We start from the raw sequence: 18391 nt of genomic DNA on the forward strand, positions 1-18391 counted from the left end.
TATCGATCAGCCACGCGCCTTTTCGAGGGCGGCGGTCATGGCGCGCAGGGTGACGTAGGTCGATGCCGCGCCAGGGTCGATATGGCCGACGGAGCGTTCGCCGAGCTTGGCGGAACGGCCCCGGCGCGATTCCAGCGCGGCGGTCGCCTTCATTCCGGCCTCGCTGCCATCTCTTGCCGCGACCAGCACGTCAAGCGACGAGCCGCCATTGGCCGCCGCCTTTGCGGCTGCCTCGACGGCCGGGACCCATGCATCGACCATCGTCTTGTCGCCGGGTTCGGCCCTTCCTCGGTCGCGAATACCCTGGCAGGCGGCAATCAGCCATTCGGCCATGCCGGCGCCGTCGAGATTGAGACGGTTGCTGACGGCTGTGCCGGCGCGCAGAAACGCGGTGGCATAGAGCGGGCCGGAGGATGCGCCGACCGCATCGAGAAATGCCTTGGCCATTCGCTTGCAGATGGATTCGATCGTTTCGTCGTCCTGGGCATCCTTGAGCGCCAGTTGGACCGCTCTCCAGCCGATTTCCATCGTCACGCCGTGGTCACCGTCGCCAATCACGCCGTCGAGTTCGGAGAGCCAGTTTTTCTCCGCGATGATCTGCTCGCCTACCGCATCCATCATCGCCTTGAAAATGGCGGGCGTCACGTCGCCCTCCGTCACGAGAACGCCGGGTTTTCCTTCAGACGGGGCCGCGCTTTCGACCAGTCTGGCGCTCTGGCGGGTGCGCGATGCGACGCCGCTCGTCTTCTCGAAGGTGCCGACGACAAGGGCGGGGGTTCGGCACGGATGATCCAGCAGGGCCTGGAGCGTATCGTCGAGCTTTATCATCGTGACCGATGCGCCGGCCATTTCCAGCGATGTCGCGTACTCACCGACCCAGGATGCGTGAATTTCGACGCCAAGCGCGTCCAGGCGCTGCTTGACGCGGCGGAAGATCACATAGAGTTCGATCTGCGAGGTGGCGCCCAGCCCGTTGACCAGAACAGCGACGCGCTGACCGGCCTCGACCTGGAGTTCCCCCAAGATGGCGTCGACAAGTTCGTCCGTCACCTGGTCCGCCGTCGCGAGCTTCTGGCGGCGAATGCCGGGCTCGCCGTGAAGCCCCATGCCGATTTCCATCTCATCGTCGCCGATCGTGAAGTTCGGTTTGCCCGTCTGTGGCAGCGAGCACGGGCTGAGTGCCACACCCATCGAACGGGTTGCGTCGTTTGCTGCGTGCGCGAGCGCCTCGACGCGGGCCAGCGGCTCGCCCAGATCGGCGGCGGCGCCTGCGATCTTGAACACGAAGAAGTCGCCGGCGATGCCGCGCCGTTCGGATTTGCGTTCGATCGGCGCGGAGGCGACGTCATCGGCGACTGCCACATGACGCACCGCGATGCCGGCCTGCTCCAGCTCTTCCGCGGCCATGGTGAAATTGAGGACATCTCCGGTATAATTGCCGTAGAGCATCACCACGCCCACACCGCCATCCACCGCGCGGGCCGCTTCGACGATGTGCGACGGCGAGGGGGATGCGAAGACGTTGCCGACGGCGGCGGCATCGGCGAGGCCGCGTCCGACATAGCCCGCGAAAGCCGGTTCGTGGCCCGAACCTCCCCCCACGACGATGCCGACCTTGCCGTCGCGCGGACCATCGACCGCAACAACGGCGCGTCCGGTTTCACCCTCCACCCGCAGCATGTCGGGATGCGCGCCGACCATGCCCTCGATCATCTCGGCGATGATGTTTTCCGGGGCGTTGATCAATTTCTTGGTTTTGACTTCCTGGTTCATTCTCTTGTCTTTCGTCAGATCGATGCAGCCGATGCGTCACGCGTCGCGACGCAGATAGCGGCGGGAAATGGCGTCGAAGGAAATGGCGAGTACGACGATCGCGCCCGAGACGATACCCTGCCAGTAGGGCGAGACGCCGAACAATACGATGATGTTCTCGATGATGGCGATGATGCCTGCACCGAAGATGGCGCCGATCGGGCTGCCGACGCCGCCGGTCGTGGCAACGCCGCCAATGACGGAGGCTGCGATGGGCGCGAGCACCCATGTCTCGCCGATCGATGGCTGCGCCGTGCCGAGACGGGCGACCATGAGCACGCCGGCCAGGGCGGCGATCGCGCCGGCGACGACGAACACGAGGAGGCGGACCTTGTCGACCTTGATGCCGAGCATGCGCGCGCCGGCCTGGTTGTTGCCGATCGCATACATGTAGCGGCCAAAGGGCGTCTTCAGCATCACGAAGGTGGCGACAGCGAGCGCCGCGAGCATGATGACGAAGGGGACGGGCATGCCAAGCACATCACCGCGGCCGAGATACTGGACGTCCTTCGGGATGCCGGTGATTGCCACGCCGCGCGTCAGCACCAGGTTCGCGCCCCCGAAGATGCCGGCCGTGCCGATGGTCAGTACCAGGGAATGGAGCCTGAGCATGGTTACGAGCAGGCCGTTCACGAGACCGAGCGTGGCGCCGAGCAGAACGGCCAGAAGCATCGCAGAATAGGGTTCAACACCCAGCCGCACCATGAGGATGCCGGAGATGACGCCGCACAGGCCGCCGATCACGCCGAGCGAGAGATCGAGTTCGCCGAGAACCATCAGCATCGACTGTGCGATCGTGATGAGGCCGACGAAGGCGAGGCCACGCGCGATGACGGACAGGTTATAGGGCGTCAGGAAATAGGGGGAGATCAGCGCGGAAAGCGTGAAGATGACGGCCAGCGCGACGAAAACGCCGGCAAGCGGGCTGCGCGTCAAAAGTGCCAGGGGTTTAGTTTGCATCGGCTTTCGCCTCCGTGCCAAAGATGGCGCCTACGAGTGTTTCATTGTTCGTTTCGGCGGTATCGAACGCGCCGGTGATGCGGCCATGGTGCATCGTGATGATGCGGCTTGCGCACTTCTTGAGTTCGTCCAGTTCCGACGAGACGAGGATGACGCCCACGCCCTCTTCCGCAAGGCCCTTCATGATCCGGTAGATCTCGGTCTTCGTGCGGATGTCGATGCCCTTCGTCGGCTCGTCGAAGATCAGCACGCGGGGCCGCGTCGCCATCGCCCGGCCGATGATGGCCTTCTGCTGGTTGCCGCCCGAAAGCTGCGATATGCGCTTGCCCATGCCCGAAGTGCGGATACCGTATTCGTCGATGATCTTCTGCACGGCCTCACGCTCGCGGCCGCTGCTGATGCCGAGCGTACCTTTCGTCAGCGACAGGATGGAGATGCCGATGTTCTCGCGCAGAGAAAGCAGCGGGAAGATTCCGTGATGCTTGCGCTCTTCCGAGAGATAGAGCATGCCGCCATCAACGGAGGCGGCCGTGTCGTTCAGTGCCCACGGCTTGCCTTCGACGGTGACCGTGCCCGCCTTGGCTTTGAGGAAGCCGAAGATCGTCTGCATGACCTCCGAGCGGCCGGCGCCCACGAGCCCGGCAAACCCCAGGATTTCGCCGCGGCGCAGTTCGAAGTCGATATCTTGGAAGCGCGGCCCGGCAAGTCCGCGCACGGTCATGATCGTATCGCTGACCGGCACCTGCGGACGGAAGTGCTCCTCGAACGCGATGTCGCGGCCGGACATGGCGCGGATCAGGTCGGCCTCGGAAATGTCGGCAATCTTTCCGCTTTCGATCTTCTCGCCGTTGCGCAGGACCGTGTAGTCGTCACCGATCGAGAAGACCTCGTCCATCTTGTGGCTGATGAAGACGATGGCGTGATCGCGGTCGAGCAGGCCACGGATCACCCGGAAGACCCTGTCGACCTCGACGCGCGTCAGGGATGACGTGGGTTCGTCGAGGATCAGCACTTTCATGTCTGCGTTTGTGCAGGCGCGGGCAATCTGAAGAAGCTGCTGGTCCGAAACGGAGATGTTGGCCACGAGCTCGCGCGGATCGGCCTCGATGCCGAAGCGTTCGAGATAGCCGCGCGCTTCCTCGACCAGGGCGCCGCGGTTGACCAGGAGCCCGCCGTGGCCCGTCCGGCTGAACGGCATGAACAGGTTCTCGGCAACGCTCATCTGCGCAAACAGATTGAGCTCCTGGGGAACGTAGGCGACATTCTTGTAAAGCGAGGGATCCTCGACGGGGTTGCGGCCGTCGATGAGGATATCGCCGCGGGAGGCCCGGTCGGTACCGGTCAGGATCTTCACGAGGGTGGATTTGCCCGCACCGTTCTCGCCCGCGAGAATATGCGTGCGGCCGAGTTCGATCGAAAGATCGACCCCGTTCAACGCGGTCACACCGGGAAAATCCCGGCCGAGGCCGCGGGTTTCAAGATAAGCCATGGGGCACCTCAGCGCCTGTAAGAAATGGAGGAGGCGCGGGAATCCCGCGCCTCAGGCATCCGATCCTCCCGGATCAGCCGCCCACATTTTCTTTGGTCAGGAAGGCGTTGCCAGTGTCGAGATAGCCGGGCACCTTGGCGCCGGTCGCCTGCGCCCAAAGCAGCATGACGGACCAATAGCCCTGCAGCTCCGGCTGCGAAGCAGACGAGCTGTCGGCGACGCCGTCACGGATCATGTCGAGCATTTCCGGCAGATTGTCGAGACCGACGAGCGTGACCTTGCCCTGCTTGCCGGCTTCGACGATCGCCTGGCCGATGCCGATCGGGCCCGCGGCGTCCGAAGCAACCCAGCCCTTCAGGTTCGGATTTGCCTGCATGATGGCGGCAGCCTGCTGCTGGGCCGTCTCGATGCTGTCATTGTCGATGCCTTCGGCGACGACCTTGATGCCCGGATGTTCGGCGAAGACCTGGCGGTGGCATTCGGCACGGATCGAGTGGTTCGGCGCCGTGGGAACACCCTGCATGATGGCGACTTCGCCTTCGCCGCCGAGAACCTCGACGAGGCGGCGGGCCGCGATCTTCGCCTGCTCGCAGAAATCCGAACCGATGTAAGGGATGGCCATGCCTTCCGGCGGAACGGAATCGAAGATGACCAGCGGAATCTTCTGGTTCTGCGCTTCTTCGAGCGAGGCGCGGTTGCCCGAGGGATCGAGCAGGTCGAGCGCCAGGCCATCAGGCTGGGTCGCAAGCGCGCTGTCGATGATCTGGTTCTGCTGAACCACGTCGGCGGCCTGCGGTGCGGAATAGATGACTTCGACGTCGGAGCCGGTCTGGGCCTTGATGGCCGCAGCGGCAGCCTGGGCGCCTTCGTTCACCTTGTCGAACCAGGGATGCACGACTTTCGGCACGACGACGAAGCGATAGGCATCCTTCTTGGTGGTGCCTTCCGCGTCCTGTGCGGTCGCGGTGAAGGGCAGGGCAAGCGCGGTCGCGCAAGCCAACAGTATGGCGATTTTCTTCATGATGATCTCCCTTGGATCAGGCGAAGTCTCCTCCCGCCTGAATGGTGCATGGCGGCCTCGAATCCCGTAACCCTCAGCCTCCGCGTTATCAGATACACATGTAAGTTTTAAAATACAAGAGTAAACTGCGCGCGGTGTCTGCCCCGAGGAGCAGTGGAAACCCTGAGGCCTAATGTGGTCGGCGGGATGGTGTGAACCACACGTCAGCCCAACGCGCGCACTCGCCGGAAGGCTCTGCTACGCGGTTGAGCGATCGGTGTTCTCGGGTAACAGGCTGGCGATCCACGCTATGAGCGCAATCGCACTGAATGTAGCGCCCAGCATGACAACGCCTTGCCAACCGAACTGTGCATAGGCTGAGGTGGCGCCAATTGCTCCGAGAGCGCTGCCGGCCGAGTAAAACACCATATACGCTCCAATCAGGCGTCCGCTCTTTTCCGGACTAAAAGCGACGATGACGCTGAGATTGCTGACGTGGACGGCTTGGACCGCCAGGTCCAGCAGGAAAACGCCGATAACGAGCCCGGTCATTGAGAGCGGAAGCAGGGCGATCAATCCCCATGACGCGACCAGGACCACCAAGGAAATGCCGGTGGTCCATCGACCATAACCCCTATCCGCAAGTGTTCCGGCCCATGTTGCGCCTATCGCTCCTGCCAGCCCGATCAGCCCGAACAAGCCTATGTGGGTGTGAGAGTAGGAAAACGGCGGTGCGCTGAGCGGGAGAACGAGTGCGGTCCAGAAAGTGGCGAAGGACGCGAAGATGAGAAGCGCGATTGCGCCTCTCGATAGAAGCATGCGTTCCCGCAGAAACAGGCCCGGCGTCGAGATGAGTGCGCGAATATATGTCTCCGAACCGCGTTCTTGGGATCGCCGCGGCAGAACCGACATGAGAATGCCGACCATCACAAGTGTCACAAATGCGGATGCAAGATATACAGCGCGCCACCCGCCGATATCGGCAACGATGCCTGCGACGGATCGGGCGGCGAGGATGCCCGTCACCACGCCGCTGGTAACCGTGCCGACCACCTTGCCCCGTTGAGTTGGCGTAGCCAGAGCGGCGGCTTGGGCGACCAGGACCTGCACGAGAACGGCCAATAAGCCGACAGCAGTCATTCCAAGCAAGAGCATCGTTCTTGCTCCCGCCGCTGCGACGATCAAAAGGGCAATCGCCAACAGCAACCCTTGCGCAACGATAAGCTTGCGGCGATCGACAAGATCACTCAACGGCACGATAAAGATCAGCCCTAAGCCGTATCCGATCTGGGTGACCATCACGATCATGCCTATGGTGGCCGCCGAAATCCCGAGGTCTTGAGCCATCAAGTCGAGCAGTGGCTGCGCGTAATAGATGTTTGCAACGCTCGAACCTGCGGCGGCCGCGAGAACCAATGTCGTGACCCTCGACAATCCCTTTACCGGCACGTCGTGCGCGATCTTCCCAACCATTCCGTATACCTCGCAGTGCTGTTTCAGTTTCACCGAGAGACCACTTGGCCTGATGCAAATCTAGTTCTAAGATAGAACTGGTTTGCGTAGTGGAGGTTTGGAAGGATGGTAAAACGCGTCAGCCTGTGGAACTCGGGATGTCCCGTGGCGCGTTCGCTTGACGCGATCGGAGACTGGTGGTCGCTCCTGATCATCCGTGATGCGTTCGATGGCAAGCGCCGCTTTGGCGAGTTCCAGACCGGGCTTGGTATCAGCAGGGGCGTATTGGCCACTCGATTGCGCGACCTCGTGATACGCGGAATTTTCGAGACTGCGCCCGCCTCCGATGGAACCGCCTACCGCGAATATGTCCTGACGGAAAAAGGCAGAGGCCTGTTCCCCGTCATCGTCGCGCTACGTCAGTGGGGTGAGGATTTCCTGTTTGCGGCCGGGGAGGCGCATTCCTCATTGGTGGATCGGGAAAACGGTGTGCCAATCGCAAGACTTGTCGTCCAGTCCGCCAACGGCCGGCCCGTCAACTGGCAAGACACAGTGGTCACGGGCTAAGTCCAATTAATAATCCAGGCAAATTAGTCATTCCACTCTTCGTCATTGTTGCCGCCATCGCCGCATGCATAATTTGACCAGGTTAGATGGCCGGTCGGTCGCGACGTCCGGCAACACAGCCTGAGCGGCTGCAAATTCATTGCCGGCGGGCTCACCTGTGGCGGTGCGCGTCTGCGCCTGTTGCCGCCTTCCGATCCGCCGAATTCCGCGCCCGGAATGTCGTACGACGTAGTTCTCAAAGCCATTTGTCCATGGACAAAAGGCAAAGTCACTGTGGGGAAAGGTTCACTGTGGGTATTCTCGAAAAAATGCGGCTGGACGGCAAGGTCGCGTTCGTCACCGGTGGGGCCAGGGGCATCGGAAAATCCATCGCGACGGCCTTGTCGGAAGCGGGCGCGCAGGTCGCCATTGTCGACCTCGATCTGGACGAGGCGCAAAGAACATGCGCCGAGATATCTTCGGCGACCTCGAACAAGCTGATCGCGATCAGGACGGATATTACCAGCCCGCAGCAGGTGAACGAAATGATCGATCGCATCCTGTCGGAACTCGGCAGGCTCGATATCGCATTCTGCAATGCCGGCATCTCCAACGAAGTCGCCGTCGAGGACGACACGTACGATGACTGGAAGAAGATCATCGAGGTCAATCTCAACGGCACGTTCCTGACCGCGCAGGCTGCCGGTCGTGTCATGCTGAAGCAGGGCAAGGGGTCGATCATCTGCACGGCGTCGATGTCCGCGCACATCGTCAATGTTCCGCAGCGGGAGGCGTCCTACGCGGCGTCCAAGGCGGGGGTCATTCAGATGTGCAAGGCAATGGCCGTGGAATGGGCAACGCGAAACGTCCGCGTCAACACGATCAGCCCCGGCTATATGGCGACGGAAATGACCCTCAACTCGCCGGCGCTCGTTCCGCTCATCGATCAATGGAACGAACTTTCGCCCATCAAGCGCATGGGCAATCCGGAGGAACTGCAATCGATCGCGGTTTATCTGGCGGGAGACACCAGCTCCTTCACGACAGGTTCCGACTTCATCGTGGATGGCGCCTACACCTGCTTTTGAGCGCGCTGCATCGGAAGCGATATCCCGAAGGAAATGAAATGATTTTATCGTGCACCAATATCATGGTTCCGGGAAAGACGCTGACCGAGAAGGCGCATCTCCTGCGGCGCTGGGGCTATAGCGGCGTGACCGTCTTCGCGGACCGCGCAGGCTGGAATGACGAGAAACTCGAGGAACTGCTGACACTCGAAAACAACACGGGTGTCGTTCCCTGCGAGTTCCTCTTCATGGCGCCCGCAGCCGGCAAGCTGATGAGCGAGAACGCCGATGAGCGGGCCGCGACGAAGGCGCTCTACATCGAAGCGGCGGAAGTCTGCGCCCGGATCGGTGCGATTACCGAAATCGAATATCTCCTGGGCCCCCAGGACCCTCTGCCCCTGTTCGACGTCTACAAGCAGATGACGCCGGAGCAGGAAGAGGGCTTCCTTGCCGCATACAGGGAGATTGCGCAAACCGTTGCCGGTACCGAAGCGGCCGTTCTGCTGGAAGGCATCAACCGCTACGAAAGCCCTTATATGAACAGTATCGTCGATTGCGCCCGCGTTGCCGCGAAGCTCGACATGAAAGAGGTCGGCGTCCTGCCTGACTTCTTCCACATGTCGATTGAGGAGGCCGATATCGCGGACGCCATTGCTGCGGTCGCCGGCTCGATCCGGCATGTCCATCTGGGCGACAACAACCGGTGCACGCCGGGCAGGGGCAGTATTGATTGGGAGCGTGGCCTGAAGGCCCTCAAGGCGACGGGTTACGACAAGTTCATCAGCCTCGAATGCAGCACGATGGGGCAGCCTGACGTGACCTTGCCGGAAGCTGCCGACTACCTGAACAGAATTCTCGCCAGGATCTGACGGTCATGTTCAGGCCGTTCAAGCTGAAAGCGCCGTATTTCGAGATCGGTCCCAAGGTCTACATGTATGGCGATGAGGCGCTTGATCTGGCGATCCACGCGGATGCGCTGTGCCGAAAGTTCGACGTCGAAATTATTTTTACGGCGCAGTACACCGACATTTCGAGGATCGCGCACGCCACCACGCATTTGAAGGTCTTCGCCCAGCACATGGATGCCAATCCGGTTGGCCGGGGCGTCGGCGCGGTCTTGCCGGAAGCCCTCAAGCAGGCGGGCGCTGTCGGCGTTCTCTTGAACCATGCGGAAAAACCGCTGGGCCTGTCGGTTCTCAACGAGACAATCCGTCGCGCGGACGATGTCGGCCTTGCCACGCTCGTTTGCGCCGCCACCGTCGAGGAGAGCGCGGCCGTGGCGATGCTGCGGCCCAATATGGTGCTGGCGGAATCTCCGGCCCTTATCGGCGGCGGCAAGCGCAGCGAGGACGATGCGCTGGAAGTCGCAAGGATAAATGCCGCCGTGCAGGCTGTCGGGAACGACATTCTCGTCCTGCACGGGGCCGGCATCAGCGACGAGCATGACGTCTACCAGATCATTCGTTCCGGTGCCGACGGCACGGGCTCGACGAGCGCCATCATGCGCGCCGCGGATCCCAAGGACATGCTTTCGCGCATGATCGAAGCGATGAGCCAAGCGTATCGCGAGAGAACCACAGATTAAAGGAGTTGAATGGATGCCCGTGTTTCATAAAACGATCCCGGTCAATTCGCCCCATGGCATCTATTTCGAGGACGTCACCGACAAGGTCGCGTCGATCGTCGCAGAGGCTGGCATCAAGGATGGCATCGTCGTCGTGTTCAGCCAGCACACCAGCTGCAGCGTGCTGATCCAAGAAGATTCGGAGGCGGAGACATATGCGAAGATCCCGCTCATCCTGCAGGACACGATCAATTGCCTGGAGAAGATCATCCCTGATTGCAAATATGAAGGGCAGTATCTCCACCCTGGCGCCTATCACACCAAACAGGCCTTCGAACTCCGCGGCGAGCTCAATGCCTGGTGCCTGAACACCGATGGTCATATTCGGTCTTCCCTGCTTGGCCGCTCGGAAAGCATCCCCCTGCTGGACGGGAAAATGACCCTGGGTGAGTTCGGCCGGATCTACTTCGCCGATCTGGATCAGACCCGACCGAGGGAGCGCACCGTCCGGGTGCAGATCGTCGGCGAATAGCCGAGCCGCAGCCTGCTCTCGCGACGGCGTCGGCAATGCGCCGCCGGCTGACAACGACGATACGGTGGAAGAAGGAGTTGTGCCGCCGATGGGGATCATTACCCTCGATCTGGGAACAACAAACACAAAGGTCGCCTGTTATACGCGCGACCTGAGGCCTATTGCCATGGAAAGCAAGGCGGTGGCCTATATCCATGTGAACGGCTTTGTCGAATTCGATGCAAAGCAGTATTTCAGCGAAATCGTCGGCCTGATCCGCTCCTGTGTCCAAAAATCAGCTGCTGTTCAGGACTGGCATCCGGATCAACTGGTCATTACCGGGCAGGCGGAATCGCTGGTTGTTATCGACGCGCATGGGGAGCCGCTGCGCAACGGCATTTCGTGGCTGGACATGCGCTCCCGAAGCGAATGCGACGACCTGTCGGCGCTGTTCGACAAGGATACCTGTTACCGGATCACAGGACAGCCAGAGATCATCCCCACCTGGCCTCTGACCAAGATCCTGTGGCTCAAGCACCACGAGCCGGAATGCTTCCAGAACGCTGAAAAATTTCTTCTCCTGAAAGACTATATCATCTTCCTCCTGACCGGCCGTTTCGTCGGCGAGCACTCGATCTATCCGTTTTCCCATTATTTTGACATCGTCGGCAAAACCTATTGGGAAGCACCGCTGGAATACTGCGGAGTCGACGTCTCCCGGCTACCTGTGCTCGTGGAACCTTGCTCCGTGGTCGGAGAAATCCTGCCCGACATCCGCGCAATGACCGGCCTGCCACCGGCCTGTCTCGTCAACGCCGGCACGCTGGATCACTTCGCTGCCATGATCGGTACCGGCAATGCCGTGCAAGGTATTGTAAGCGAGTCGGCGGGAACTGTGTCCTCGATCGCGACCCTCGTCGAAAACCCGTTTTCGGCAGCCACGACCGTGCCGGTCTACTGCGGACCTTTCAAAGACAGCTACATCTATCTTCCAGTCTGCGAATCCGGCGGCATCAGCCTGGAATGGTTCAAGAACGCATGTCTGCCGGACACCCCCTTCGCGGACCTGGATGCGCGATGCAGCCGAAAGGCGATCGATCCCCGCCTGACGTTTCTGCCCTATCTGACGGGTGTGAATCCACCCGAGTTCGATCCCAATGCAACCGGCGTGTTCTTCGGCGCGACCATTGCCCATGACGCCTATGATTTCGCCTTGGCCATCATGTGCGGCGTCGCCTGCCTTCTGCGGAAGAACATCGAAAACCTTCAGTCGTCGGGCATCGCCTTCGAGAAAATCATCTCGACAGGCGGCGGCGCCAAATCGGCCCTGTGGTCGCAGATCAAGGCTGACATCTGCGGTCTGCCGGTTGCAGTCCCGGCCGAGGAAGAGGCTCCCAGTCTCGGTGCGGCCATCATCGGCGCGGTGTCTTGCGGGTACTATGCGACCTATGAGGCGGCGGCCGAGCACTGTGTCCGGATGAAGACGATTTACTATCCGGATCTGACAAATTCCCAAGCCGAGCGGCAATATCGCTTGTTCTGCCGATTGTACGATTCACTCGGGCCGGTCTTCTCCGAATTTCCGTCAAATGGATGACGAAATCCGCCTGACGACGTCGATGAAGTCAGCCATGAGTGCCGTGGGAGAACCGCGGTGGCCAATTCCGATAATGCATTCGCGCATGTCGGTGATGTCGCGGAAGACGACACCCGGCCGGGCATAGTAACGCGCCGTGCTGTCTGCCGTGATGCTGATGGCCCGGCCCATTGCCACGGCCTGCAGTTCCGACTCCACGGTTGCCACCTCGAGCACGACTTGCGCGGGATGTTGTGCATCCCGGTATTCTCCGGCCAGCCAGTAGTCGCGCCATTGTCCCGGCGTCGGCGCGCCGATCAACGGCTCGTCCAGAATGTCCGCGAGAACAACGGTTTCCTTTGCCGCCAGCGGGTGTCCTGTCGGCAGGCACACGACACACTTCTCGCGTGTTATTTCGACGATGTTGATGTCTTCGTCTCCAATCGGAGGGCGGATGATGCCGCAGTCGACCTCGCCTGAAATCAGGCCGGCGGTCGGGTCCGAAAAGTCGTATTCCTTCAGCTTGAGGATTGCATCGGGCCGCACCCGCTCGAATTCCTTGACGATCGCCGGTATGAACTCCACCGCCGTCCCGATCATGAAGCCGACGCGCAGCTCGCTCTTGAGAGCCAGTTGGACCCGCCGTGCCTCCTCCTGGAACAGATCCATGGACCGGCTGACGGCCAGCGCTTTTGTCAGCATCTGTTCGCCAAAAGGGGTGAGGCTGACCGCGCGTGTCGTGCGCGTGAACAATGGGAAACCGGCGTTCGTCTCGAGTTGAATGATGGTCTGGGAAAGGGCCGGCTGCGACACGTTGAGAAGCTCCGCCGCCCGACAGAAGCTCTTCTCCTGCGCAACGACGATGAACGACTTTATATGCCGCAATTGAATATTCATAAGCAGGGACGATAAATTTGCGAACCCTTCCTTGTCAATTGTCGTCGTCCCGAACCGGCCATAAAAGCAGGTCGAGGTGGCATCGTGACGTTGGCGAAAAGAGTCGACGAATTAATAATTTCGGTGAATTAATCAATTCGTCAATCGTCCTTGTTGCCAGCGGCTTTCTGGTTCTTAATTGCGTCGAGGATTGGCCTGGGGCGTGCTGGGAAAATGACGGTCTGTCAGGATATTGGAGACTTTGTCTTGGCGCCCGCCATATGTCGCCAGTGCAACAGATTTCCGTGCCTATGACGTCATCGCGCCATCGGCGCAGGTCAACGTTGCGGCGCCGCCATCCAAGTGGCAACGGCGCATCATTCTTTAATTGCAGGCAATATGTCGAACCAGAACAACGAAGGGGAATTCCTACATGTTTGACACCAAGCTTACGCGCAGAAGCGTTCTTGTCGCCGGCGCCACAACAGCGCTCGCTATGCCTTTTGTGCGCCCGTCCTGGGCGGCCCCGGATACGGTTCGTGCGTTGATGTGGGAAGCCTATCTGCTTCCCGACCAGATCACGGCCTTCGAGGAGGCAAACAAGGTCAAGTTCGTCCCTTCCTTCTTCGACGGCAATTCCGAAGCCTACAACAAGCTTCGCGTTGGCGGTTCGAAGGAATTCGACCTCGTGCAGGCCGACGGATTTTGGCCGCAACTGTATTTCCGTGAGGGGCTGTTGCGGGCGGTGGACTATTCCAAGGTCCCGAACGCCTCCGGTTATCTGCCGGAATTTGAAGCCGAAGCGTTCAAGGTCCTTTCCGATCCCCAATCCGGCAAGAAGATCGGCTTCCCGTTCTGCTGGGGCGCGTACGGTATTACCTATGATGCCGGCAAGGTCCCGCCGGAACGAACCGAGACGCTCGAATGCATGTTCAGTTCCGACTACTCGGGCATGCTGTCGACCAGCGCGCGCTTCGAGGAGAACATCGCGCTTGCGGCACTCCTGGTTACGGATCGCCTCGGCAGCCGGGACAAGCCGCGTCCGGACGGAAAGCCGTTCAATCCGTATGTCCTGTCCGATGAAGAGCTTGCGGAGGTCGAGAAGCTTCTGATCCAGCAGAAGAGCCTGCTTCTCACCCGCTACCAGGACAATCCGACGCTGTTCCAGCTTCTGCAGAGCGGCGCGGTCGTCGCCGCGACCGAATTCGCACAGGTCTTCCGGCAGTTGCTGACGGCCGAAGCTCAAGGCGCCGCACCAGTCGATTTCCGGCATGCGCTGAAGATGAAGGAAGGTGGTCTCGGCTGGGTGGACACCTGGCTGGTGACTTCAGGCGTCCAGGACGGCACGAAGTTCGATCTCTGCAACAGCTTTATCGATCTCATGATCTCGCCTGCGGTCATGAAGAAGATCGGCGAGGTGGCGGGATGCTCGACGACAGTCGATCTGCGCTCGATCTCCAACGAAACCGAGCGAAAGCTTTTCCTGATGGATCGCTCGAACGAGATCGCCGACCTCTTCATGTTTGATCAGCCTTCCTCGCCCGAGAAGTGGGAACGCGTCTGGTCGAACGTTCAGGCGGCCTGAGCGATCGGTTCATCCTCACGGGGGTAGGGCGGCTTCGGGGCATTCCGTTGCCCTGGCCGCCTGCAACGCAGGAAATCTCATGAGCAACGCAAGTTCCTACATCCGCATCGACAACGTGTCGCGGCGTTATGGCGCCTTCAAAGCACTGGACGATGTCAGTCTAGACATCTCCAAGGAAGAATTCATCGCCATTCTGGGGCCAAGCGGGTCGGGCAAAAGCACGTTGCTGCGCCTCATCGCCGGCCTCGATCGCCCGACGGAAGGCCGCATCCATTTCGAGGGAAAGGACGTCACCGAGCTCGCACCACACAAACGCGGGATCGGCATGGTGTTCCAGGAGTTCCTGCTCTTTCCGCACAGGACGGTGCGCGAAAATCTCGCCTTTCCCTTGAGAATGCGCAACGAGGCCAAGGGCGAGATCGAGGAACGGGTCGAATGGGTGGCCGGCATCCTGTCGCTGAGCACGATGCTGGACCGCTATCCCAGCCAGCTTTCGGGTGGCCAGCAACAGCGCGTCGCCCTTGGCCGCGGCCTTGTGGCACGTCCAACGCTCCTGCTTCTCGATGAACCGCTGGCCAATCTCGACCGCGAGCTCCGGCAGGAAATGGAAATCGAAATCCGGCGGTACCAGAAACAGCTCGGCATTCCCTTCATCTATGTGACGCATAACCAGGAAGAAGCGCTCTCGATGAGCGATCGCATCGCCGTCATCAACAATGGGCGTCTCGAAGCCCTGGGTGAGCGGCAGGCGATCTACGATCACCCGCAGACACCGTTCGTCGCTCGTTTCGTCGGAAAATCGAGCAAATTCCAGGGTGTCGTCGAGCCGGACGGTGCGACCGTGCGCCTGACCCGACACGATTACGAATTCGCGTTGCCGTCCGATAAAACATTCAAGCCGGGTGACGCGGTCGAAATTTTCGTCAAGAACGAGCGGTTTGACATTACGCTTAAACAGCATGGCGGCACAGGCATTCCATCCAAGGTGGTGGACGTCGTGCTGCGTGGACCCTTCCTCGAATATGTGCTCGAGACCGATCGCGGCGATACGGTGATCGCCGTCAAACCGAAGCGGAACGATCCGATCCCACTTCAGGAGCGGGTCCTGCTGTCATGGAACCCGGCCGATTGCCACATCTTCAAGGACGGAGCTGACGATGCAAGACGCTAATCTCCAGCGCCGCCTCATCCTCAATATCCCGACGGCCTTCCTGCTGCTCTTCTTCGTCATGCCGCTGACCGCACTGGTGGTCCTGAGCTTCTGGCAAACCGAGAACTACAAGATCGTCCATGACTGGACATTGATGAACTACACCACGCTCGCGACGGAGGGTGCTTACATCACCTTCTTTCTCCGCTCGCTTGTCATGGCGGTCGGCGTGTCCGTCACGCTGGTGGCCCTGTCGTGGCCGATCGCCTATTTCATCGTTCGTTACGGTGGGCGCTACCGCATCATCTTCTCGCTTCTTCTCGTCATTCCCTTTCTGTCGGGCGAGGTTCTCCGCCTCATCGCGCTGCAGGGGATGCTTGGACCGGCCGGCCTGGTCAACGGTGCGCTGATCCGCATGGGCGCCGCACCGCTCAGGATGATCATGTATTCCAATGCCGCGTCCTTCATCGCCTTTATTTATCTGTATCTGCCACTCGTGGTGACGACGGTCTACCTGTCGCTGATCAACTTCGACTTCAGGCTGGCGCACGCCGCCAGCGCCTGCGGCGCCAACCGGTTCCGGATCTTCACCGAGGTGGTCTGGCCGCTCAATCTTTCGGGCACGATCGTCGGCTTCATGCTCGCCTTCATTCCGACGCTCTCGGCGTCATTGGTACCGCGCTTCCTCGGCGGACCGAACGGCACGCTCTATGGCATGTCCATGGCGCAGCAATTTGGCGAGTCGGGCACATGGGCTCTTGGAGCCGCCATGGGCGTCGTCCTGTTCTTGTTCTCGGCGATCGCGCTCGCGATCCTGAGTTATGGCGTGGATCTCCGCCGCACTGGCTTTACGGGATTGGGGAGGCAGTAGCATGAGCCCGAGCTTTACAGATTCCCTCATCAAATGGACGCTGGCAGCCTTCCTCGTCCTGGTCTTCGCCTTCCTCTATATGCCGATCGTGCACATCTTGTTCGCGTCGCTTTCGACACGGCCGAATTTTCCCTATCCGCCGGAATTCAACGTTGCGAGCTATGTCCGCCTTTCGACCAACACCGTCTACCAAAGCGCCTTCCTCAACAGTCTTCTTCTCGCGTCCTGCACGGCTGTACTGTCCACCGTGCTTGGCTTTCTCGCCACCGTCGGCGTCTTGCGTTTCGCTGGAAAGCGGGCATTGATTTACGCGATATTCTTCGCCGCGCCGCTGTTTGTGTCGGAAATTCTCCTGGGGATATCGAGTATGGCGCTCTACTACATGCTGTTCGAACTTCAGGGGAACATGCTGACTGCGATCATCGCGAATGCCGTGCATTGTTTCAGCTTCTGCTTCCTGATCATGGCGGCGATGCTCTACAAATACGACTGGCGCATGAATGAGGCGGCGATCGTCTGCGGTGCTTCGCCCTTGCGTTCCTTCTTCGAGGTCATGCTGCCGATCACGTGGCCGGGCATCATGGGAAGCCTGATCACCGCATTCGTGCTTTCCCTGAACGGTCTCGATGTGTCGTTCTACCTTTTGGGGGCGACGCCGACCATGCCGTCCGTCGCATGGGGTGCGCTCCGATATGGCGTCAAACCGGAACTCTATGCCCTTTCAAGCCTCATCAACATCATCGTGTTTGCCATGATCATCGCATTGCTTGTGGCGATCAGGTTGAAACGAAAGGCAGTTTAGCAGAAGACGTTGCGATGCGCGTTCACCTGACACGGTGAAAATGAAGCCATGTGTTGACTTTTGTCAGCCATGTTGACTAATGTCAGAGCTCCGCCGATGGAGCCCCGATGCCAATCCGAGTCAACGACCAGATCATCCATAAGGCCGCCTGGCTGTACTATACGCACGGCCTGCGGCAGGATGAGGTGGCGCAGCGGCTCGGGATCTCCCGCGCATCCATAGCCATGTATCTCCGCAAGGCACGCGAGATGGGCATCGTCACCATCTCGACATCTTCGGAGCTGTTCTCGGATGATGTCCTGGCTCGGGAGCTGGAGGATGCCACGGGCCTGAGCACGGCCTGGCTTGTGCCTGAGGACCGTCAGGCAATGGACCCTGCATCGGAGATGCCGGTTGTCGCGGCATCCGTCTTTCTGGAATTGCTCAGCAAGGGCGACAGGGTGGGCGTTGCCTGGGGCCGCACGGTCTACCATATCGCCGATGTCATGCCGTTTGCGGACCTGCGCGGCGTCACCGTCGTGCAGCTCTGCGGCAATCTCGGCGCACCCTATTCCTATCGCCCCGACCAGTGCACGACGGAAATCGCCCGGCGCCTGAATGCCGAAGGCATCAATTTTTACGCACCGCTCGTCCTGTCTTCCGAACGTCTCGCCGAGGAGCTGCGAAGGGAGCCCGTCATCAAGGATCAGCTTGCGACGATCTCGGACTGCAACCTTGCGCTCTATTCCGTCGGCGGCATCGAGGATGATAGCCACCTCGTCAAATGCGGTGCGTTGTCCGCCGCCGACATGCATGCCTTGGGAGAGAACGGGGCAGCCGGCGTCATCGCCGGCCAACTCATCGATCATGACGGCCAGTGGCTGGACTGCAACCATAACCGCCGCTGCATTTCCGCCGACCTCGATTCCATCCGGTCGATCGAGAAGCGCATGCTGGTCGTGCAGGAAGACAACAAGTTCGAGCCGTTGATGGCAGCGCTGAAGGGAGGATTTGCCTCGCATCTGGTCGTGACCACCTCGATGGCGCGTCGCATTCTGGAGCGCTGGTCCAAGGAAGGACGTGGCCGAAGGGGCTTGGCCGACAGCGGGCCGAGCGAGGTCTGAAGAAGGTTTAAAGGTCCGCCGGTGCCG

Annotated in this window: 17 protein-coding genes; 11 read left to right on the forward strand and 6 right to left on the reverse strand. The window is 60.5% G+C overall.

Annotation, left to right across the window (positions count from 1 at the left end):
- Positions 1 to 6: 6 nt before the first annotated feature.
- From dhaL to GR158_RS06145, 5 genes are all read right to left on the reverse strand, one after another.
- Positions 7 to 1773, reverse strand: coding sequence for a dihydroxyacetone kinase subunit DhaL (dhaL, locus tag GR158_RS06125; protein ID WP_160870369.1), 1767 nt, complete (start codon positions 1771 to 1773; stop codon positions 7 to 9).
- 36 nt (positions 1774 to 1809) lie between these two features.
- Positions 1810 to 2772, reverse strand: a complete 963-nt coding sequence (locus GR158_RS06130) for an ABC transporter permease (protein ID WP_134646522.1) — start codon at positions 2770 to 2772, stop codon at positions 1810 to 1812.
- Positions 2762 to 4261 carry a sugar ABC transporter ATP-binding protein gene (locus tag GR158_RS06135; RefSeq protein WP_134646524.1) on the reverse strand — a complete coding sequence of 500 codons (1500 nt, stop codon included), beginning with the start codon at positions 4259 to 4261 and terminating at the stop codon, positions 2762 to 2764. Before GR158_RS06135 ends, GR158_RS06130 begins: the two co-directional genes overlap by 11 nt.
- Positions 4262 to 4334: 73 nt before the next feature.
- Positions 4335 to 5282 (reverse strand): substrate-binding domain-containing protein, encoded by a 948-nt coding sequence (locus tag GR158_RS06140; RefSeq protein ID WP_134646526.1) that lies wholly within the window; start codon positions 5280 to 5282, stop codon positions 4335 to 4337.
- A gap of 237 nt (positions 5283 to 5519) precedes the next feature.
- The gene (locus GR158_RS06145) at positions 5520 to 6734 is read right to left on the reverse strand and encodes an MFS transporter (RefSeq protein WP_160870370.1); all 1215 of its coding nucleotides are present in this window, start codon (positions 6732 to 6734) and stop codon (positions 5520 to 5522) included.
- Between the two features lie 105 nt (positions 6735 to 6839).
- On the opposite strand from GR158_RS06145, the gene GR158_RS06150 reads away from it, so the two are divergent.
- The 6 genes from GR158_RS06150 (at position 6840) to GR158_RS06175 (ending at position 11998) form a co-directional block, all read left to right on the forward strand.
- A complete protein-coding gene (locus GR158_RS06150; protein WP_160870371.1) occupies positions 6840 to 7280 on the forward strand; it encodes a helix-turn-helix domain-containing protein in 441 nt (146 codons plus the stop codon).
- A gap of 290 nt (positions 7281 to 7570) precedes the next feature.
- Positions 7571 to 8347 carry an SDR family oxidoreductase gene (locus GR158_RS06155; RefSeq protein ID WP_160870372.1) on the forward strand — a complete coding sequence of 259 codons (777 nt, stop codon included), beginning with the start codon at positions 7571 to 7573 and terminating at the stop codon, positions 8345 to 8347.
- Between the two features lie 38 nt (positions 8348 to 8385).
- Positions 8386 to 9195 (forward strand): sugar phosphate isomerase/epimerase, encoded by an 810-nt coding sequence (locus tag GR158_RS06160; protein ID WP_160870373.1) that lies wholly within the window; start codon positions 8386 to 8388, stop codon positions 9193 to 9195.
- 5 nt (positions 9196 to 9200) lie between these two features.
- Positions 9201 to 9911, forward strand: coding sequence for a triose-phosphate isomerase (locus GR158_RS06165; protein WP_160870374.1), 711 nt, complete (start codon positions 9201 to 9203; stop codon positions 9909 to 9911).
- Positions 9912 to 9924: 13 nt separating this feature from the next.
- On the forward strand, positions 9925 to 10422 hold the full coding sequence (locus GR158_RS06170) for a secondary thiamine-phosphate synthase enzyme YjbQ (protein ID WP_160870375.1): 498 nt from the start codon (positions 9925 to 9927) through the stop codon (positions 10420 to 10422).
- An 88-nt stretch (positions 10423 to 10510) separates the two neighbouring features.
- Entirely contained in the window at positions 10511 to 11998 is a 1488-nt protein-coding gene (locus GR158_RS06175; protein ID WP_160870376.1) for an L-fuculokinase, read from the forward strand.
- Here the strand turns inward: GR158_RS06175 and GR158_RS06180 are convergent.
- Positions 11987 to 12874, reverse strand: a complete 888-nt coding sequence (locus GR158_RS06180) for a LysR family transcriptional regulator (RefSeq protein WP_160870377.1) — start codon at positions 12872 to 12874, stop codon at positions 11987 to 11989. The genes GR158_RS06175 and GR158_RS06180 overlap by 12 nt on opposite strands.
- Positions 12875 to 13286: 412 nt before the next feature.
- Between GR158_RS06180 and GR158_RS06185 the strand changes: the two genes are divergently transcribed.
- The 5 genes from GR158_RS06185 to GR158_RS06205 all read left to right on the forward strand — a co-directional run bounded on the left by GR158_RS06185 (position 13287) and on the right by GR158_RS06205 (position 18364).
- A complete protein-coding gene (locus GR158_RS06185) occupies positions 13287 to 14438 on the forward strand; it encodes a PotD/PotF family extracellular solute-binding protein (protein ID WP_160870378.1) in 1152 nt (383 codons plus the stop codon).
- Between the two features lie 79 nt (positions 14439 to 14517).
- Positions 14518 to 15609: an ABC transporter ATP-binding protein gene (locus GR158_RS06190; protein WP_160870379.1), complete on the forward strand. Its 1092-nt coding sequence runs from the start codon at positions 14518 to 14520 to the stop codon at positions 15607 to 15609.
- On the forward strand, positions 15596 to 16459 hold the full coding sequence (locus tag GR158_RS06195; RefSeq protein ID WP_160870380.1) for an ABC transporter permease: 864 nt from the start codon (positions 15596 to 15598) through the stop codon (positions 16457 to 16459). Before GR158_RS06190 ends, GR158_RS06195 begins: the two co-directional genes overlap by 14 nt.
- Position 16460: 1 nt before the next feature.
- Complete coding sequence (locus GR158_RS06200) at positions 16461 to 17261, forward strand: ABC transporter permease (protein ID WP_160870381.1); 801 nt, start codon at positions 16461 to 16463, stop codon at positions 17259 to 17261.
- Between the two features lie 107 nt (positions 17262 to 17368).
- Entirely contained in the window at positions 17369 to 18364 is a 996-nt protein-coding gene (locus GR158_RS06205; RefSeq protein WP_160870382.1) for a sugar-binding transcriptional regulator, read from the forward strand.
- Positions 18365 to 18391: the final 27 nt, after the last annotated feature.

Origin of the sequence: Shinella sp. AETb1-6, from assembly GCF_009826875.1 — a bacterium.
GTDB classification, from domain to species: domain Bacteria; phylum Pseudomonadota; class Alphaproteobacteria; order Rhizobiales; family Rhizobiaceae; genus Shinella; species Shinella sumterensis.

Bases quoted from the DNA above. Each gene is read 5' to 3' on its own strand.
- dhaL (WP_160870369.1), bottom strand. From the start codon at position 1,773: ATGAACCAGGAAGTCAAAACCAAGAAATTGATCAACGCCCCGGAAAAC.
- GR158_RS06130 (WP_134646522.1), bottom strand. From the start codon at position 2,772: ATGCAAACTAAACCCCTGGCACTTTTGACGCGCAGCCCGCTTGCCGGC.
- GR158_RS06135 (WP_134646524.1), bottom strand. From the start codon at position 4,261: ATGGCTTATCTTGAAACCCGCGGCCTCGGCCGGGATTTTCCCGGTGTG.
- GR158_RS06140 (WP_134646526.1), bottom strand. From the start codon at position 5,282: ATGAAGAAAATCGCCATACTGTTGGCTTGCGCGACCGCGCTTGCCCTG.
- GR158_RS06145 (WP_160870370.1), bottom strand. From the start codon at position 6,734: ATGGTTGGGAAGATCGCGCACGACGTGCCGGTAAAGGGATTGTCGAGG.
- GR158_RS06150 (WP_160870371.1), top strand. From the start codon at position 6,840: ATGGTAAAACGCGTCAGCCTGTGGAACTCGGGATGTCCCGTGGCGCGT.
- GR158_RS06160 (WP_160870373.1), top strand. From the start codon at position 8,386: ATGATTTTATCGTGCACCAATATCATGGTTCCGGGAAAGACGCTGACC.
- GR158_RS06165 (WP_160870374.1), top strand. From the start codon at position 9,201: ATGTTCAGGCCGTTCAAGCTGAAAGCGCCGTATTTCGAGATCGGTCCC.
- GR158_RS06170 (WP_160870375.1), top strand. From the start codon at position 9,925: ATGCCCGTGTTTCATAAAACGATCCCGGTCAATTCGCCCCATGGCATC.
- GR158_RS06175 (WP_160870376.1), top strand. From the start codon at position 10,511: ATGGGGATCATTACCCTCGATCTGGGAACAACAAACACAAAGGTCGCC.
- GR158_RS06180 (WP_160870377.1), bottom strand. From the start codon at position 12,874: ATGAATATTCAATTGCGGCATATAAAGTCGTTCATCGTCGTTGCGCAG.
- GR158_RS06185 (WP_160870378.1), top strand. From the start codon at position 13,287: ATGTTTGACACCAAGCTTACGCGCAGAAGCGTTCTTGTCGCCGGCGCC.
- GR158_RS06190 (WP_160870379.1), top strand. From the start codon at position 14,518: ATGAGCAACGCAAGTTCCTACATCCGCATCGACAACGTGTCGCGGCGT.
- GR158_RS06195 (WP_160870380.1), top strand. From the start codon at position 15,596: ATGCAAGACGCTAATCTCCAGCGCCGCCTCATCCTCAATATCCCGACG.
- GR158_RS06200 (WP_160870381.1), top strand. From the start codon at position 16,461: ATGAGCCCGAGCTTTACAGATTCCCTCATCAAATGGACGCTGGCAGCC.
- GR158_RS06205 (WP_160870382.1), top strand. From the start codon at position 17,369: ATGCCAATCCGAGTCAACGACCAGATCATCCATAAGGCCGCCTGGCTG.